Below are 16,824 nucleotides of genomic sequence, written 5' to 3' on the forward strand. Positions count from 1 at the left end.
AAAACCCTCATTTCCGGAGATCGAGAAGACGCTTGGTCTTGTTCTGGGTGCCGAGCCCCGTGTGAGCCGCCAGCGACCCGGGATCGACGATCTCCACATCCACTCGTACGCCGAGGTCGCGATGAAGCGCCGCCTCCATGTCGATGCGCAGCGTTTCGGCATCGATCTCGCCGGCACGGCGCTCCACTTGCACCACGAACCGCTCGCGTCGGGAGAGGCCCTCGCCCTCATGGGAGACGACGCAGATATATTCGCCGTTGGTGCGTGGATCGCGCGACACCGCCTCCATGCAGGCCAACGGATAGACATTGGTGCCGCGCAGCTTGACCATCTCGTCGCTGCGGCCGCGGAAATTCGAGAGCTTCTGCGTGCACAGGCCGCAGCCGCAGGTCTCGCGCGGATAGAGTGCCAAGAGGTCGCGCATATTGAACCGGATGATCGGCGGAACACTGCGGTACAGGCTGGTGGCTATCAGATTGCCGGTCCGGCCCGGCGGCAGGATTTCGCCGGTGCCGATATCGGCGATCTCGACATAGACCGTATCCTCGCTGAGATGCATGCCGGACTTCTCCCGGCATTCGAAGGCGATGGCACCGATCTCATGTGTGCCGTAATTGTCGTAGACCGGAGCGTTCCACGCCTCCTCGAGTTTCCTGCGGCGGCTGCCGTCGGCGTCCGGACCGATGTGCGAATGGACTTGCCGGGTCTTGAGCTGATGGAGGTCGAACCCGGTTTCCTGCGCCACTTGCGCCAGGCGCGCGAGATATTCGGCGCGCGTGAACCAGGCGGTCGTCCCCCAGGCCTTCGCGTATTGGAGCTGGCGCTCGCTCGAGGTGACGATTCCTGAACCCGTCGTCATCGGGATTGCGCCGATCCAGTGGAAGGCGCCCGACAGCGTGCACCAGGCGGCATTGGCCAGCGAATTCGTGTAGGTGATCTGGATGATGTCCGAGGGACGAAGGCCCTGCGCCCAGAAGCCGCGCGCGCTCTGGATACCCTGAACCTCGAGCGCGTTCGCATCGAAGAGCGTGATCCGGGGCAAGCCCGTGGTGCCGCCGCTGGTTAGGATGCGGACATGGTTCTCGGTCAGAAATGCCGGAGAACCCGGCTGGTGGTCGCCGAAGGGCGGATCGCGTTCGATCGCCGCCTTGAGGTCATCGCTGGTGAAGGGTGGTATCTTCTCGATATCGTCGATGCTGCTGATGTCACCCGGCTCCAGACCGGCCGCCCGCCAGCGGTCGCGATAGAACGGGAACTTCCAGGCATCGGCGACGCGCTCGAGAAAACGTTCGTTCTGCAGGGCGCGGATCTCATCTCCGGACATCCGCCCAGTGGTCTGCTCGAACAGGCCGGGAGGAGGGTAGTCCCTCGTCAGCTTCTGCCAATCGAGCGCCTGCCAGTAGTAGTGTGGTCTTTCCATATTCAGTTCCCGAGACATGTGCCGGATCGGCCGGCTTTGGGTCGCGCCAAGGATGAGGATGGGGTCAACGCGTCTCCAGCCGACGCGCGGTGTAGATCTGGAACGGAACGACGATCAGCATCAGGACCGCCATCAGCATGACGGAGAGCGCTGCCGCTCCCGGCAAGTCGGGAAACTGCCACATGTTCCACAACGCCGACGCGGCGACGAGATTGGTCGTCGAGAGCAGCATCAGCGGGGCGGTGAGATCCCGTGCGCTGTGGGCGAAAACCCATAGCCACCCGTTGAGAAACTGCGGCCAGACGAGCGGCAAGGTGATCTTGCGCAACGCCGTGAGCCAGCTCGCTCCGCTGACGATCGCGGCATCCGGCAGTTCACTGTGAACCTGTATGAGGGCGCTGCTCATGGTGCGCACGCCGAAGGCCAGGAAGACAGTCGAATGGGCGATGACGATGACCCAGATCGTGCCGTAGACGGGCGTGCGCAGATAGATGAGCACGATGGCGAGTACCAGCACGATCGGCGGAATGGCCATCGGCGCGAATGACAGCGCATCGAGCAGCTTGCCCACCTTGCTGCCGGTCCGGGTCGTGAACCAGCCGATAAGGGTGGAGGCGACCATGACGATCGTCGCGCTGGCCACGACCAGGATTACCGTATTGACGGCGGCCCTTATGATCACCGGATTGGCGATGATGCGCCGATAGACGTCGAATGTGAGGCCGGAGAGCGCCTCGACGCTCGGCACGACAAAGCTGTTTTGAAGGCTGACCCACAGCAACATGAGCAGCGGCAGCGCCATGACGAGACAGTAGAGGGACGCGAACCCCACCGCGATGGGCGTCCAGTAGCCGAGCGCGATGCGCCGGGGACGGAAAGCCTTGCCGGTGACGACACGGTACTTCTCTCCGGCGCTCACGGTGCGCAGATAAGCCCACATCAGGCCGGAGGCGATGATGAGGAGGAGCACGCCAAAGGCGGCGGCAAAGCCGTAGTTCGGCAGGCCGTTGTCCGGCGAGGAGAGGAGATAGACCCGGGTCGAGAGGACTGGGAAGCGGGCAGTGATGCCGATGATTAGCGGCAGGTCGAACGTCTGCACCACCGCCATGAACATATAGATGCCGATCGAGAACAGGCCCGGCACAAGGAGCGGAAGGGTCACGCGTCGGATCACCGTCCAGCCTCCGCCGCCATGAACGCGGGCGGCGTTTTCCAACTGGGGGTCCATATTGCGCAGGAGTCCCGAGATCATGACGTAGGCTGTCGGCACGACGGCGAAGGATGTGATGATCGTCAGGGACCAGAAGGAGTAGAGCGGGAAGATCACGCCGCGCAGCCCCGAAAGCTCCCGGTAAAGCACGTTGAGCACGCCGTTTCCGGGGTTCAGGAGCAGGATCCAACCAAAGCCCACCACCAGAGCCGGCACCGCCATCCAGGAGAACATGAGCACGCGCACCGGGAAACGGCCGGGCATATCGGTCCGCTCGGTGAGCCAAGCGATGCAGGTCGCAATGGATACGCCGATAGCCATCGAACAGAGCGCGTAGACCATCGTGTTGCGCACCAGCCGCCAGGTCGTCGCGCTGGTCAGCAATGCGTGGAAATGTTCGAGACTGAACTGCCAGGTCTCGAGCGGCATCGTCCCTTCGGGCGCGAAGGAGGAGCGGACGAGGATCAGGATCGGGCCCAGGACCAGCACACCGACAAGAAGCAGCAGCAGGAGCAGAACCACCGTCTGCTGCGACCAGCGTGGTCCGAAGCGCGGGTGGCTTTGCGCGGAAACGGTAGCCATGCCTACGCCGCCTTCTCGGCCGGAACGATCACGCACCGCTCGGCCGGCATGTGCAAGAAGATTTCGTCCCCCCTTGTGTGCAGGTCGTACGGGTTGAGCATGAGGACAAGCTTCTGCCCCATCACCTGCACTTCGGTTTCGACGACATCCCCGAGGAAGGTCAGCGACAGGATCTGGCCGGCAAAGCAGTTCTCGAGCGTCGCCGAGGCTTCGCGTGTGACCAGCGAGACCGCTTGGGGGCGAATGACCGCCACCGCCTCGTCGCCCTTGCGCAATTCGGCGTCCGTTTCGGCCGCCAGCGGACCGAACGGCGTCTCGATGCGGATGCGCGCACCCTCATCGAGAACCCGTCCCGCAACCAGGTTGCTGCGGCCCATGAAATCGGCAGCGAATACGCTGTTCGGCCGCAGATAAATGTCGCGGGGACCGCCTTTCTGGACAATGGATCCCGCGCGCATCAGCATGATCTGGTCGGACATTCCGACTGCCTCGGTCTGGTCGTGGGTCACGAAGATCGTGGTGATCCCCACCGTCTTGACGAGGCTGCGAATCTCGTTGCGCATGGAATCGCGCAGTTTCGCGTCGAGATTCGACAGCGGCTCGTCCAGAAGCAGGACGCGAGGTCTGTGAACCAGAGCGCGCGCAAGCGCGACACGCTGTTGTTGGCCGCCGCTGAGCATCGGCGCGGGCCGGTCCGAGACATGGCCGAGCTGCACCATCTCGAGCGCCCGCGCGACCTCCTTCTTGACGTCGGAGCCAGAAGAGCGTCGAGGGCCGTGCAGCAGCGGAAAGGCCACATTTTCGAACACGGTCATATGCGGCCAGATCGCGTAGGATTGGAAGACCATCCCGAGTTCGCGCTTGTTGGCGGGAACCAGAACGCGATCGGAACTGCTGAACACGACCTGGTCGCCCATGCGGATCGTTCCGCTGTCCGGCGTCTCCAGTCCGGCGATGCATTGAAGCATCGTCGTCTTGCCGCAACCGCTCGGCCCGAGCAGGGTGAAGAAGGCACCCTCCTCGACCTCGAAGGAGACGCCGCCAAGCGCTTGGGTGGCCGTTCTGCCGTCGCGGCCGAGATAGGCCTTCTGAAGATTTTTGATCTCGAGCATTTGTTCGTCCATGCAGTGCGGCATCCCGGCAGCTATCGCCGGCCTGTCGGCGCTCGAAAAATGCTTCCGCCAACAGATGACTTCACCGGCGACAGGAAGTCTGCGCAATCGCACCTGCGGACGCGCAGACGTGGATTCGACGCGGTTACTGCGTCATCAGATCCGCGATCTGCTTGCGCAACTTTGCCGCGCTGTCGGTGTCGGCGAGCGAAGTCTCGCTGATCACCTTGCCACCGCCGGCCTTGACGTCGGCGAGCATCTTGTCGAGCGGGGAACCGTCGCCAAGCCGCGGCATCGGCTCGGACTCGTTGACGACCTTCATGCCTTCCGTCGCGAACCAGGCGGCGAAGAGGCGCGCAGTGTTAGGGTTCGGGGCGTTTTCCGGCACGTAGACGTGGAGCACGCCGATCGGCACGTAGTCAGTGAAGAGCTTGAACCCGAGATTTGCTGAGCGGCCGGCCTGATGGAACGAGGATATGCCGACCGGAGCCTGCCCAACCGAAATCGCCCGCGTCACCGCCCCCGTGCCACGCTCCAGGATCGGGCTGTTGTCGAGGATCGCCTGGGCCATTTCGAGGGTCGCGTCCGCGCCGAGCGCGAAGGAGTAGTAGTCGACCGGGTTGAGCGAGAACGCGTTGACGGAGAACCGCCCGGTCCATTCCGACGTCAGCAGCTCGGCATAGGTGTTCGGCACTTCTTCAGCCGAGATCAGGTCCTTGTTCCAAGCCGGGCCGTAAACATTATGCGCTATGGCGAGGCCTGCACCCTTGAGATCCTGGATCACCGGATCGATTGCCTGGTCCAGGCCCTGGAGTTCGCCACCGAAGGTTTCCTTCCACGGATACGGCTTGAGGATGCCGCGCTCGGCGAGAACGGCCATTTCCTGGTTGCCGCCGGCGCCGATGACGTCGGCAAAGCCCGCGCCGCCCTGTTCGGCGATCAGCTTGCTGCCGGTCTGGACCGGATTGGTTGCCGTCCACTCGATCTGCGTGTTCAGGCCGAAACGTTCGTTGAACGCCTTGGCGACCGCTTGGTGAGTTTCGGGCTTGCCGGGGCTCGACACCAGGACGAAGAGGCGCCCTTCCTTCTTGGCGCCTTCCAGGACTTCTTCAAATGTCGCCGAAAAAGCGGGGGCCGACAGCGATACGAGCATGATCGCCGATGCTGAGAGCACGTTTCTGATAGTCGCGATTGTTCGGTTCATTTTCTTCCTCCCATTGAATTCGATCGTCACACGGCACCGGCAGACGCCCGTATGTATGTTGCAATTGGCACGGCTTTGGAACCGCACGATCGAGGCCTTCTCCGCTTTTGTCTCCACTATGTGAAAGGCTTGAATTCGGGTCCAACCGCCCCATCGCGCTGAAGCGGGATAGCGCTTCAGCAGCCCCGATCTCCAACGGGAGCCGGATCGCCCGCCAGGGAGGTCCAAAAGGCTCCAGCCGAAAAAATTCGACATCACTATCGATCTTTCGACATCTTGTACTGTATATGACGGGTGGTCAAGCCGAGGAGGACGCTGAGGGAGGAGCGCTCGCCAGCCTCGCTCTTCGCGACACGCCGCAGAGCGCTGAGCGATCATGGCGGGACCCGCTCAAACCGTCGAAGGCAGACCGGCACAGCAGGTGCGCGGGATGATAGCGGCGGCATTTCGTATGTCGCGCGATTGGAGGAACCGGAGATGATCGAGATTCAGGCGACACCCGCACAGGGAACACAAATGATCGACCGCACGGTGTCGCTGCTTCGCCTGGTAGCCACCTACTGCCCGAAGGGCGCTCGACTGACCGACCTCGCGAAGGAAGCCGGACTGCCGGCCCCGACTGCACGTCGAATCCTGAAAAGGCTCATCCAGCACGGGTTGATCTCGCAGGACGTCACTGGGCATCGATATTCCCTGGGAAACTTCGCCCGGGAACTGGGGCTGGCCTCCGACGGAGCGCGCGAGGAAGCAAGCCGCCACAGGCCGTTGCTTGAAGCACTGGTGACGGAAACGAATGCAACTTTCTACCTGCTGCTGCGAAGCGGTCTCGACAGCTTATGCATCGACCGGCTGGATTTCGCGGGCGCCGCAAAGCAGCCGACCCTCGGCATCGGCGACCGGCTGCCTCTTGGCGCCGGGGTCGGCGGGATGATCCTGCTCGCGGCGCTGCCCGAGGATCAGGCCGAGCAGGCGATCTCCGCCAATGCGTCGGTCTATCGGCGGTTCGTGCGGACAACGGGTTCCAGCTTCCGGGACCATCTGGAGGCGGCACGGCGCGACGGCTACGTGGTGCGGCGCAGTCCGGTGACGCCGGGGATCGTCGGCATCGGAATCACGCTGCCGTCGCCCGACTCCCCGGCACGGCTGGCGGTTGCCGCTGCGCTTGAAACTGCGGAAGCTACCCCATCCCGCCGCAGCTTCACGATCGCCAAGATGCAGGAACTGACGCAGCACTTCACCCGGAGGCTTTGCTGATCCGGGAGCGAGAGAGCCGCTCCCCGGGAGCGGCTCTCATTACCAACATTGTCGGCCGTCAGGCGCTGGCCGCCAACGCCGCTGCGATGATGCTTTCGCCTGCGGCGGCCCGCAGCGGGATGGTGCCCCCGTTCCGAGCGTTGAGGCGGCGAGACCGCTTGAGGTAGAAGTGAAGCTCGAGTTCCCAGGAGAAGCCGAGGCCGCCGTGCAACTGGACCGCGGCCGCCGCTGCCCTGGTGGCCGCATCGGCAGCCAGGATGCGCGCATGGCGGGCATCCTCGAAGCAGGCATTCGCCCCTATAGCCCGGGCAACCGCCAACCGCGCCGCGGCCAGGGCGGTGTGCACGTCGGCCAGGCGATGCTTGATTCCCTGGAAACGACCGATCTGCTGTCCGAACTGCTTGCGCTCCAGCACATGGGTGACCGTTCGCGCCAGAGCTGCCTCGCCGACGCCGAGAAGATCGGCCGCCACGGCGATATGCAGGGCAGCAAGGACACGTCGGGCGGCCGTGGCATCGAGCACATGACTGATGCAGTCGCGCGGGTTCGCCAATTCCGCACGGCCTACCGTGCTCGAAGGATCCATCGGCTGCAAGAGGCTCACTGCAACCGATCCGGCCGGTGCCAGAAGAATTGCAAGGTCTTCCTCGCGCTGGTGCACAAAGATGAAATGCGTGGCCTCCAAAGCATGCTCGGCCAGCGCCGACACCGTCGTCCCATCCAATCTGTCCGGCTCGGCATAAGCGAGCCGCACCGCACCCGAAGCGACGGATGGGAGCAGTTCTTCGAATTGTTTCGTCTCGCGCGCCAGGGCGGGAAGCAGCACCGCCGTTTCCGCCAGGGGTCCGCAGAAGAGATGGCGGCCGGCTTCCTCGCAGAGATCGGCGGCGAAACCCATCCCGAGTGCCAGCCCACCCTGATGCTCGGGAACGAGGGCCGCCGTCCAGCCCATCTCGGTGGCGAGTTGCCAGTGCTGCCGGGCCAGTGCGGGCAGATCGTCATGTGAGGAGGAAAGGGCGACGTCCTCCAGCGCGGCGGCTACGGCTTCGCGCAACGCGGGGTCGCCGAAGCTGGCCGAGGGTGCATGGATATGTGTCATTTCGGTAATCCCAGGCCACGTTCGGCGATGATGTTCCTGTGCACCTCCGAAGTGCCCGCGAGGATCGTTTCCGCTCTCGTCCAGAGGAAGTCGCGTGCCCAACGCCCCTCGCTCGCGCCGGAGAGCTCCTGCGGTCCCAACATCGCTTCGCTGCCGAGCACATCCATCGCGACGTCGAAAAGTCGCTGATGATTCTCGCTCCACATGAGCTTGATGGCGGAACTGTCCACTCCCGAAGTCTCTCCCCTTTCGGCGGCGGCGAGGATCTGGTCGGCGAAGAGGCGAAGGGCGTGAATGTTGATGCCCAGATCCGTTATGGCCGAGCGGATCGCCGGATCCTCGATCGCCGGCCGGCCGTTCCGCATCTTCTGCGCGGCAAGGGCGACGAGTTGTTCGATCTCCGCCTGCATGCGCACCACGCGCGGGACGAAATAGGTGCTGCGTTCATAGTTGGCGGCAGCCATGGCCAGGCGCCAGCCTTCGTTCTCCTCGCCCAGAAGATTCTCCGCCGGAACCTTCACGTCGTCGAAGAAAACCTCGTTGTAATCGGCCTCGCCCGTGATCTGACGGATCGGGCGAACGGTGATGCCGGGAAGTCGCATGTCCACCAGAAGCACGGAAATTCCCGCGCGGGGGCTCGGGCCGCTACCGGTGCGTGCAAGCATCAGGCAGAAATCCGAAATGTCGGCGAAACTCGTCCAGATCTTTTGACCGTTGAGGACGTAAACGTCGCCGCGGCGCTCCCCCTTCGCGGCCAGGGCGGCAAGGTCGGAACCGGCGCCGGGTTCGGAGTAGCCTTGGCACCAGATTTCGGAATTGTCGAGGATGCGTGGCAGGAAGCGGCTCTTCTGTGCCTCGGATCCGTAAGCGATAAGCGTCGGAGCAACGATGCCATGGCCGATCATGTTCACCGGCAAGGGAGTTCCGGCGCGGGCGCATTCCTCGTGGAAGATAGCCTGCCGCTTGAGGGACAGTTCATGTCCCCCGACGGCGAGCGGCCATCCCAGGCCGGAGAGGCCCGCCTGGCAGATGTGATCTTCCCAGGCGCGGCGAAACTCCAAGGCATTGCGCCCGGCAGGTCCACGTCCTGCCGCCCGCAAAGGCAGCTCCCGAGCAAGCCACTCCCGCAGACCGGCGCGAAAATCAGCGTCTTCCTGCACGAGCAGGAACGCCGGACCGCGTCCGGAAGGCTCAGTCAGCCCCTGCGTCATTCCTTGCCCCTGTTGATCGCGCTCGCCAACCCCGCTTCGCGCATGCGCGCGAATTCGTCTGTGACATGAGAGAGTTGGTGGATGTCGAAATGCGCGGAAAGGGCCGTTCGGAACCCCTGCGCGTCGAAAGAACGGTTGAGCGAACGCTTGACGAGGCTCAGTGCGAAGGGAGGAGTTCCGGAAATCTTCTCGGCGAGCTCCCGCGTGGCCGCCTCGAGTTCCGCCCGTGGGACGACCCGATTGACCATCCCGATCTCACGAGCCTCGACCGCAGTCATCCTTTCGCCGGTGTAAAGGAATTCCTTGGCTCGGCGCAGCCCCATGACCCAGGGGTGAATCAGCACCTCGACCGCCGCGCAAGACAGCGTGCGCACCACCGGATCGGCGAAGAAGGCGTCGTCCGACGCGATCACCAGATCGCAGAGATTGGCGACCATGAAGCCGCCGGCGATGCAGGCGCCCTGGACACGGGCGATGGTCGGCTTCGGGCAATCCCATATCCGGAGTGCATAGTCGAAATAGCGCTTCTGCTCATAGGCCCACCGTTCCTCGACGGTGAAGCCCTGGCGGTCGCGTTGTGCTTCCTTCAGATCGTGTCCTGCGGAGAAGTGATCTCCCTGCCCGCCGATGACGATCACCCGCACCGCAGGATCGGCGACCGCTTGATCGAGTGCCGCATCCATTTCGTCCAGAAGCCGTTTGCTTTCCGCATTGCGAGCCTCGGGCCTGGCGTGAAGGATGTAGGCGACGGGCCCTTCGACCCGATAGTCGATGTCTTGGTACACAGCTCTCTCCAATCTTCCCCTGGTCTGTCTGGGCCTTGCCGTTTCGTACCGCCCAAAGCTATTTCGCGCCTTCGCAGATGCGCGAACCTTCGTGCAGCGGCATCATCTCGAGAATTTCGCCGATTTTGGCGTAACGGGGCCCGGCGATGCGTGCGAGCGGCCGCAGCCGGTCCGTCGGGATCTTGCCGTCTCCCAGAAGATCGTCGCGGACGTGAAAACGCAGGATCCGGCCCACCACCAGGAGCGCGCGGAGATCCCCGAACTCGATCGTCCGTTCGAGCCTGCACTCCATCGCCGCAGGCACGATTGCGAGGCGCGGCACCGATACGGCGCGGGAAGGCGCCACCCCGATCCCCAGCAATTCAGTTTCGCTGATGTCACCAGGCAGTTCGCGGGAGCTGCCGTGCACGAAGCCGGCAAGGTCCTCCGTCGGGATATTGACGACGAACTCACCGTTCGCGTCGATGTTACGCGCCGTGTCCTTAGGGCCGCCTTGGCGCTGCGCGATGCTGATCCCGATCATCGGCGGCTGCGTGGAAAGGAAAGTGAATGCGCTGAAGGGAGCGAGATTGACCTTCCCAGCGGGTGACAAGGTCGTCACCCAGGCGATCGGCCGGGGAACGATCAGGCCCGTCATAAGCCTGTAGATCTGTTCGGTGGTGAGTTCTTCCGAGATGAGGTCCATGGCGCTTTCTGAATAATCTTCGCGTCAAAACCTGTTGCGCCATGCCATTCGAGCGGGCCCTGTCCTTCCCGGAACGAACTGCCTCATCAGCACGGATGTTTTCCGCGCCACAGTCCCGAACGGCATGGTCCCACCTTCGGAAACCTTGCCGCCGCCGTCACCAGCGATCACGGGCGCCGGACCTGATCGCTTCCCGCCTCTCGACCTCCATGGACAGCGGTGGGCACCGGTCCGCGGCATCGACCCGGGCTCGCCCCAACCAGCATCGCCCGGCATCTCCTGCACCTGGACCGCACCATACTCGCGTCACGCGAATGGGAAAGACACGGGAACGCTTTTGTCTTCCACCATATAGAACAAGGCGGAAGATCGTCGTCGACGTACAGCGCGGCGCGTGAAAGGAGTGGCGAAGAACATCCTACACGGCCGACGACGCAAGGCATCGTTATCGGCAGCTAATCCCTTGCACCGCCGATACGTGGGAAGCCGGCAACGGCGTTGTTCGAGGCCACTCGCACCCTGTCCCGACCCGACTTCTTGGCGTCGTAAAGGGCCTGGTCGGCGCGCTGCATCAGGTCGGAAAGGCTTTCGCCCCTTGCCAGTTCGGCCACGCCGAAACTCGCGGTGAAGCGTAAGGTCTGCGGCAGCCCCTCGACATAGAGGCCGCCGGCGGTGCCGCGAACGCCTTCGGCGAAGAGCCGGGCCGCGACGAGATTGGTGCCGGGCAGGACGATGGCGAACTCCTCGCCGCCGATCCGCCCCGCGACGTGGTGCGCCGATAGCGCCGAGCGCAGGAATTGCGCGAAGGCCGAGATCACGCGGTCGCCCGTGGCATGGCCGAAACTGTCGTTGATGGTCTTGAAGTGGTCGATGTCGGCGATGATCAGCGACACCGGCATGCCCTGCTCGATCGCCTGGGCAGACGCGCGGCTGGCCAGACGCTCGAATCCGCGGCGGTTGAGCAGCCCTGAAAGAGCGTCGGTTTCGGACGTCTCCGTCATGTGCGAGACGAGGTCGCGCACCAGGATCACCAGCATCATCAGCGCGATCGCCATCGCGAGGATCGTACCGATGGTCTGCGAGGCCATGGCGTAGTTGCTTTGCAGGTAGGCCTGCGGATTGGCGCCCCATCCGCCGAGATGCGCCGCAAGGAACGGCTTGATCAGGAAATGCACGGCGCTTGCGGCGAGCAGCATCGCGAAGGCGTTGTCGAGAACGCGCCTGAGGCGCGACGACATCACCAGCCCCGCGCCGATGGCCTGCATGACGAAATAGGGCGCCTGGTAAGCCATCATGCGGACGAAGGAATGGCGTGGCAGATCCTGGACGAGTGCCACCGACACGACCGAAACCACGAAGATGGCCACCGACAGCCGCCAGGGGAAAGCAACCTCGTATTTGCGCGCGACGCCGACATTGAAGGCGGCGGTCGCGGCGAGAAAAAGCGCGAAGGCGAGAACCACCGGCCAGCGCGCATCCGCCACGAACGGCATCGCCGCCTCGACCATCAGGTAGGCGACGCCGAGGAAATAAGCCAGCGCCAGCCAGCGCGCCGAAACGCGGGCGCGATCATAGACGGCGATCATCAGGAAAGCCGTCGCGAGAAGTCCCGCGACGATCAGATTGATCGCAAGGATATAGCCTGCACCGCTCATGGGCCCGCCTCCTGGTGCAAGCTATGCACGGCCTGCCCCAAGATCACGTTAATCCGTTATGTGAACAGAATGTTGCCGACGCCGACTTTACGCCAAAGCGCGGCGAGGAGCGGCCAATACCATGCTGTGGGAGAAGACGCAAACCTGGTTGCGGCCGTCGTCCTTTGCCCGATACAGCGCTACATCCGCTCGATCGAGCATCCGCGAAAGCGTATCGTCTGCCATCTCCCTTTCGGCTATGCCGAAGCTGGCGGTGAACGAGGTGGCCTTGGGTACGCCGGGTATGGCGATATTCCCGAAAGAAATCCTCGCGCTTTCCGCGAAGGCCTGCGCTTGTGCGCTGTCACATCCGGGAAGGATGATCGCGAATTCCTCGCCGCCGATCCTTCCAACGACCGCGCCCTCCTTCGCCAACTCGCGCAGGGTGGTGCCGAAGGCCGCGATGACGCGGTCGCCGACCGCATGGCCGTAATTGTCATTGATGTCCTTGAAGTGGTCGAGGTCGGCGAGCACGAGCGAGGTCGGTGCGCTTTCCGCGTCCCTGCGCCCCAGCAACGCATTGCCGCTCTCCTCGAAGCCGCGCCGGTTGAGCACCCCGGACAGCGGGTCGTTCAGAGCATCCTTCCGCAGCCTGCCGATCACCTCGAGCGCAATCCCCGTCATCAGGCATATGGCCAGCAGCACTGAATTGAAGGCATGCGTTACCGCGGTGGTTATCCAATAAAGCGACATGAAAATGTCGCCATCGCTGGCAGGCGGCCCGACGAAGGCGACGATGACGACGGGACGCACCAGAAAATTGCATCCATTGGCCACCAGCGCGACCATCAGCAGCCGATCGACAAAGACCTTGTCCTTCACCGCCCTGAGCTCGGCCGCAATGACGAGACATATTCCAGCCAGGGTGAAATTTATCGCCAGGACGCGCCAGCCCATGTCTGGCTGAACAAAAAGAAACCAGGACAGGACAGCCAGCCCGATGCCGCTTATCAAGCCAAGCGCCACATGCGGGACTTTGCGCCCGAACTTCTCCAGAACGCCGAGCGCCATCATGTAGGCGGTAACGACGAAGAACGTGTTCGAGGCGAGCTTTGTGAGCGCCATGCCGACGGGCAAGGTAACGCTCTGCAGCAGGTACCCGCAGGCGGCCGCGAAATAAGATAAGGCAAGCACGCCTATATAGCGGCGCTCCCTCTGATGCCGCCACAAGATGAAGAAGCCGCCCGCAAAGATCGCTGAGATCGCCGGGTTCAGCAGCGCGATGAAGATGCCGTTGCCCAAGTCCGCCGCCTTTCCGTCGCGGCAATCCTAGCCACGAAGCGGAAACAAGCGGTTAAGCAGGCCTCACGATGACGTGAAAACGGCAGCTCCTCAACCGGGAGCTGCCGTTGGAAGGACGGGCGTCTTTCGCCGAGCGGATGCGGCCCGGTAGCGGCCGGTCAACGCCAGTCGCGGATGTCGACGAAATGGCCGGCGATCGCCGCCGCGGCTGCCATGGCCGGCGACACGAGATGCGTGCGGCCCTTGAAGCCCTGGCGTCCCTCGAAATTGCGGTTCGAGGTGGAGGCGCAGCGCTCGTGCGGCTTCAGCCGGTCGTCGTTCATGGCCAGACACATGGAGCAGCCAGGCTCGCGCCAGTCGAAACCGGCTGCGACGAAGATCTTGTCGAGGCCCTCGGCCTCCGCCTGCTCCTTCACGAGACCCGAGCCCGGCACGATCATGGCGTTGACGCGCGGGTTGACCGTCTTGCCCTCGACCACCCTGGCGACGGCGCGCAGATCCTCGATGCGGCCATTGGTGCAGGAGCCGATGAAGACGCGGTCGATTTCGATGTCGGTGATCTTGGTGCCCGGCTGCAGGCCCATATAATCGAGCGCGCGCTTCTTGGAATTGCGCTTGGTCTCATCCGCGATCTCGTCCGGATCGGGCACGACGCCTTGCACCGACGCGACGTCCTCGGGCGAGGAACCCCAGGTGACGATGGGCGGCAGCTTGGCCGCGTCGAGCACCACGACCTTGTCGAAATGCGCGCCTTCGTCGGTGTGGAGCGTCTTCCAATAGTCGAGCGCCATGTCCCAGGCCTGGCCCTTGGGGGCTTTCGGGCGACCCTTGATGTAGGCGAAAGTCGTCTCGTCCGGCGCGATCAGGCCGGCGCGCGCGCCGCCTTCGATCGACATGTTGCAGATGGTCATGCGGCCTTCCATCGACAGCGAGCGGATCGCCTCGCCGGCATATTCGATGACGTAGCCCGTACCGCCGGCCGTGCCGATCTCGCCGATGATGGCGAGCACGATATCCTTGGCGGTGACGCCTTCCGGGAGCTGACCGTCGACGCGCACCAGCATGTTCTTCGCCTTGCGCTGGATCAGCGTCTGGGTGGCCAGCACGTGCTCCACCTCCGATGTGCCGATGCCGTGTGCCAGGGCGCCGAAGGCGCCGTGCGTGGAGGTATGGCTGTCGCCGCAGACGATCGTCATGCCCGGCAAGGTGAAGCCCTGTTCGGGGCCGATGATGTGGACGATGCCCTGGCGCTTGTCGTTCTCGGAGTAATATTCGACTCCGAAATCGGCGGCGTTCTTGGCGAGCGTCTCGACCTGGATGCGGCTTTCCTCATTCTTGATGCCGGTCTTGCGGTCGGGCGAGGTCGGCACGTTGTGATCGACCACGGCCAGCGTCTTTTCGGGATGGCGCACCCCGCGTCCAGCCATGCGCAGGCCTTCGAAGGCCTGCGGGCTTGTCACCTCATGCACGAGGTGGCGGTCGATATAGAGAAGGCAGGTGCCGTCGTCCTGACGGTCGACGACGTGGTCGTCGAAGATCTTGTCGTAAAGGGTGCGAGGTCCGCTCATGATTCAAATCCGTCGATAGCGAGAAAGATGAAAAGTCCGGCAACGGCCGGAGGCCCGTCGGCCCCCTAGATAAGGCGGCTGGTCAGCGCGCCGGAAATCCGGGCATGGAATCGCGACGGCAGGCGCTTGCGGTCCTGCAGCACGAAGCCCTTGTAGGCCGGATCTCCAAAAAGCTCTTCCATCGATTGGCTCAATACCAAGCTTTTGGGGTTCCGGCAATTGGGGCGGATTGCGCGGGAACCCCTACATCTCCTTCCCCTTTATCCCCGAAGGCTCGCCCTCCTTCCTTGGCTGACGCCCATCTATGTTCAGCCGATCCGCCAGCTTCTGCATGAGACCAAGCACGATAAGCGCAAGCAGCGTGCCGAAGCCTGCCACCTGCCAGAGGCCGAAACCGCAGGCCAGGCCGATGGCGCCGGCGAGCCACATGCCCGCGCCGGTGGTCAGCCCCTGCACTTCCCCACGCGCGAAGAGGATCGTGCCGGCTGCGAGGAAGGCAATACCCGCCGTCACCGCTTCCACGGCGCGGATCGGATCGACCCGTGTCGCCTCGCCCACGAACATCGGCGCGTGAACGATCTCGATGGTGAGGATGCCGAACATGGCGGCGGCGAGGCACACCATGATGTGAGTGCGCAGCCCGGCTGGTCGGTTGTGCCATTCGCGTTCGAAGCCGATGGCGGCGCCGTAGACCGTGGCGAGCAGAAGCCGCGCCGCGATGACGGAGAAAGCGGTGTAGGTGGGATGACCGAATTCATCGACGAGCTGGTCCATGATTCCCCCGGAGATTGTGGCACCGGGTAACGCGTCGGGCGGGTGCCGGTTCCGCAGCCGTCTCGGGATTCAGCTTCTCTCGCCCGACCGGCGCATCCTGCGCTCCAACGCCCTCAACGCCAGCGACAGGCCGTCAGGATCAGATAGACATAAGCCACGATCGAATAGGTCTCGAAGAAACGGAAGGAACCGGCGGCATAGACCTTTCCGAGCTGCGTGATGTCTGCGACGCCGAGAACCGAAACCAGCGAGGAATCCTTCACCAGCGCGACGAAATCATTGCCGAGTGGCGGCAGCATGGTGCGGATCGCCTGCGGCATGACGATCAGCCGAAAGCGGTGAAAGCGGGAAAGGCCGAGCGATTTCGCCGCCTCGATCTGGCCGCCGTCGACCGACTGGATCCCCGCCCGGAACACTTCCGAAATGAAGGCGGAATAGCCGACGGTGAGCGCGATGATCGCCCGCCACAGCAGCGAGACGTCGCGGACCATCATCTCCCCGGCAAGACCTGCTTCCCGAAGCGGTACGGTAAGCCAGTTCCACGCCGCCACGAATGCCGGGACACCGACGAAGGCGATCCAGAACAGGAGCACGAGTATCGGAATGCCGCGAATGATCTCGACATAGAAGCGTGCGATCTGGCGCAGCCAGACGGAGCCAGACAGCGCCATCAACGCGATGCCGAGCCCTAGTGCTGAGGCCAGCGCGAAGCCCACGACCGTGACGAAGATAGTGACGCCGATGCCCTTGACGACGACCCGAAACACTTCCGCGTAAAGCTCGCTCGCGGCAATGGAGAACGCCACGATCGCGCCGAAACCGATCGTGGCGACCAGCCACCAGGGGAAGTCTTCGTTATGCTTCGAAAGGGTCACCGGATCAGGCGCGGATGGTCGCGCCGAGACGCGAACCAAGGGCTGATTTCCCACCTGCTAGCCGGCCCATGTTGCCCCTCACTGTCCTGCCGGACATCTCTCCCCGCAA

Annotated in this window: 13 protein-coding genes and 1 pseudogene; 1 reads left to right on the top strand and 13 read right to left on the bottom strand. The window is 63.6% G+C overall.

All coding sequences use genetic code 11. The annotated features are described in order from the left end of the window. Window positions 1-7: 7 nt before the first annotated feature. The 4 genes from ACCO56_RS28505 to ACCO56_RS28520 form a co-directional block, all read right to left on the bottom strand. Complete coding sequence (locus ACCO56_RS28505; protein ID WP_433644310.1) at window positions 8-1,420, bottom strand: phenylacetate--CoA ligase family protein; 1,413 nt, start codon at window positions 1,418-1,420, stop codon at window positions 8-10. A 64-nt stretch (window positions 1,421-1,484) separates the two neighbouring features. Next, entirely contained in the window at window positions 1,485-3,212 is a 1,728-nt protein-coding gene (locus ACCO56_RS28510) for an ABC transporter permease (RefSeq protein WP_433644311.1), read from the bottom strand. A 2-nt stretch (window positions 3,213-3,214) separates the two neighbouring features. Next, window positions 3,215-4,324, bottom strand: coding sequence for an ABC transporter ATP-binding protein (locus tag ACCO56_RS28515; protein ID WP_433644312.1), 1,110 nt, complete (start codon window positions 4,322-4,324; stop codon window positions 3,215-3,217). A gap of 145 nt (window positions 4,325-4,469) precedes the next feature. Continuing rightward, entirely contained in the window at window positions 4,470-5,528 is a 1,059-nt protein-coding gene (locus ACCO56_RS28520) for an extracellular solute-binding protein (protein ID WP_433644313.1), read from the bottom strand. Window positions 5,529-6,044: 516 nt separating this feature from the next. Between ACCO56_RS28520 and ACCO56_RS28525 the strand changes: the two genes are divergently transcribed. Continuing rightward, entirely contained in the window at window positions 6,045-6,782 is a 738-nt protein-coding gene (locus tag ACCO56_RS28525; RefSeq protein WP_433644314.1) for an IclR family transcriptional regulator, read from the top strand. A gap of 58 nt (window positions 6,783-6,840) precedes the next feature. Here ACCO56_RS28525 and ACCO56_RS28530 read toward each other — a convergent pair whose 3' ends face one another. The 9 genes and pseudogenes from ACCO56_RS28530 to ACCO56_RS28570 form a co-directional block, all read right to left on the bottom strand. Then, a complete protein-coding gene (locus ACCO56_RS28530; RefSeq protein ID WP_433644315.1) occupies window positions 6,841-7,881 on the bottom strand; it encodes an acyl-CoA dehydrogenase family protein in 1,041 nt (346 codons plus the stop codon). After that, window positions 7,878-9,092: an acyl-CoA dehydrogenase family protein gene (locus ACCO56_RS28535; RefSeq protein WP_433644316.1), complete on the bottom strand. Its 1,215-nt coding sequence runs from the start codon at window positions 9,090-9,092 to the stop codon at window positions 7,878-7,880. The genes ACCO56_RS28530 and ACCO56_RS28535 overlap by 4 nt, the downstream gene beginning before the upstream one ends. Then, the gene (locus tag ACCO56_RS28540; protein WP_433644317.1) at window positions 9,089-9,877 is read right to left on the bottom strand and encodes an enoyl-CoA hydratase; all 789 of its coding nucleotides are present in this window, start codon (window positions 9,875-9,877) and stop codon (window positions 9,089-9,091) included. Before ACCO56_RS28540 ends, ACCO56_RS28535 begins: the two co-directional genes overlap by 4 nt. 58 nt (window positions 9,878-9,935) lie before the next feature. Beyond that, window positions 9,936-10,562 (bottom strand): flavin reductase family protein, encoded by a 627-nt coding sequence (locus ACCO56_RS28545; protein ID WP_433644318.1) that lies wholly within the window; start codon window positions 10,560-10,562, stop codon window positions 9,936-9,938. 455 nt (window positions 10,563-11,017) lie between these two features. After that, complete coding sequence (locus ACCO56_RS28550; protein ID WP_433644319.1) at window positions 11,018-12,217, bottom strand: diguanylate cyclase; 1,200 nt, start codon at window positions 12,215-12,217, stop codon at window positions 11,018-11,020. An 87-nt stretch (window positions 12,218-12,304) separates the two neighbouring features. Beyond that, window positions 12,305-13,498 carry a GGDEF domain-containing protein gene (locus tag ACCO56_RS28555; protein WP_433644320.1) on the bottom strand — a complete coding sequence of 398 codons (1,194 nt, stop codon included), beginning with the start codon at window positions 13,496-13,498 and terminating at the stop codon, window positions 12,305-12,307. A gap of 158 nt (window positions 13,499-13,656) precedes the next feature. After that, entirely contained in the window at window positions 13,657-15,066 is a 1,410-nt protein-coding gene (leuC, locus tag ACCO56_RS28560) for a 3-isopropylmalate dehydratase large subunit (RefSeq protein ID WP_433644321.1), read from the bottom strand. 243 nt (window positions 15,067-15,309) lie between these two features. After that, window positions 15,310-15,840: an MgtC/SapB family protein gene (locus tag ACCO56_RS28565; RefSeq protein WP_433644322.1), complete on the bottom strand. Its 531-nt coding sequence runs from the start codon at window positions 15,838-15,840 to the stop codon at window positions 15,310-15,312. Window positions 15,841-15,909: 69 nt separating this feature from the next. Continuing rightward, window positions 15,910-16,715, bottom strand: a pseudogene (locus ACCO56_RS28570) (amino acid ABC transporter permease). Between the last annotated feature and the right edge of the window lie 109 nt (window positions 16,716-16,824).

Source organism: Mesorhizobium sp. 1B3 (genome assembly GCF_050958605.1).
GTDB lineage: Bacteria > Pseudomonadota > Alphaproteobacteria > Rhizobiales > Rhizobiaceae.

Bases quoted from the DNA above. Each gene is read 5' to 3' on its own strand.
- ACCO56_RS28525 (WP_433644314.1), top strand. From the start codon at position 6,045: ATGATCGACCGCACGGTGTCGCTGCTTCGCCTGGTAGCCACCTACTGC.
- ACCO56_RS28545 (WP_433644318.1), bottom strand. From the start codon at position 10,562: ATGGACCTCATCTCGGAAGAACTCACCACCGAACAGATCTACAGGCTT.
- ACCO56_RS28505 (WP_433644310.1), bottom strand. From the start codon at position 1,420: ATGGAAAGACCACACTACTACTGGCAGGCGCTCGATTGGCAGAAGCTG.
- ACCO56_RS28565 (WP_433644322.1), bottom strand. From the start codon at position 15,840: ATGGACCAGCTCGTCGATGAATTCGGTCATCCCACCTACACCGCTTTC.
- leuC (WP_433644321.1), bottom strand. From the start codon at position 15,066: ATGAGCGGACCTCGCACCCTTTACGACAAGATCTTCGACGACCACGTC.
- ACCO56_RS28530 (WP_433644315.1), bottom strand. From the start codon at position 7,881: ATGACACATATCCATGCACCCTCGGCCAGCTTCGGCGACCCCGCGTTG.
- ACCO56_RS28550 (WP_433644319.1), bottom strand. From the start codon at position 12,217: ATGAGCGGTGCAGGCTATATCCTTGCGATCAATCTGATCGTCGCGGGA.
- ACCO56_RS28510 (WP_433644311.1), bottom strand. From the start codon at position 3,212: ATGGCTACCGTTTCCGCGCAAAGCCACCCGCGCTTCGGACCACGCTGG.
- ACCO56_RS28515 (WP_433644312.1), bottom strand. From the start codon at position 4,324: ATGCTCGAGATCAAAAATCTTCAGAAGGCCTATCTCGGCCGCGACGGC.
- ACCO56_RS28535 (WP_433644316.1), bottom strand. From the start codon at position 9,092: ATGACGCAGGGGCTGACTGAGCCTTCCGGACGCGGTCCGGCGTTCCTG.
- ACCO56_RS28520 (WP_433644313.1), bottom strand. From the start codon at position 5,528: ATGAACCGAACAATCGCGACTATCAGAAACGTGCTCTCAGCATCGGCG.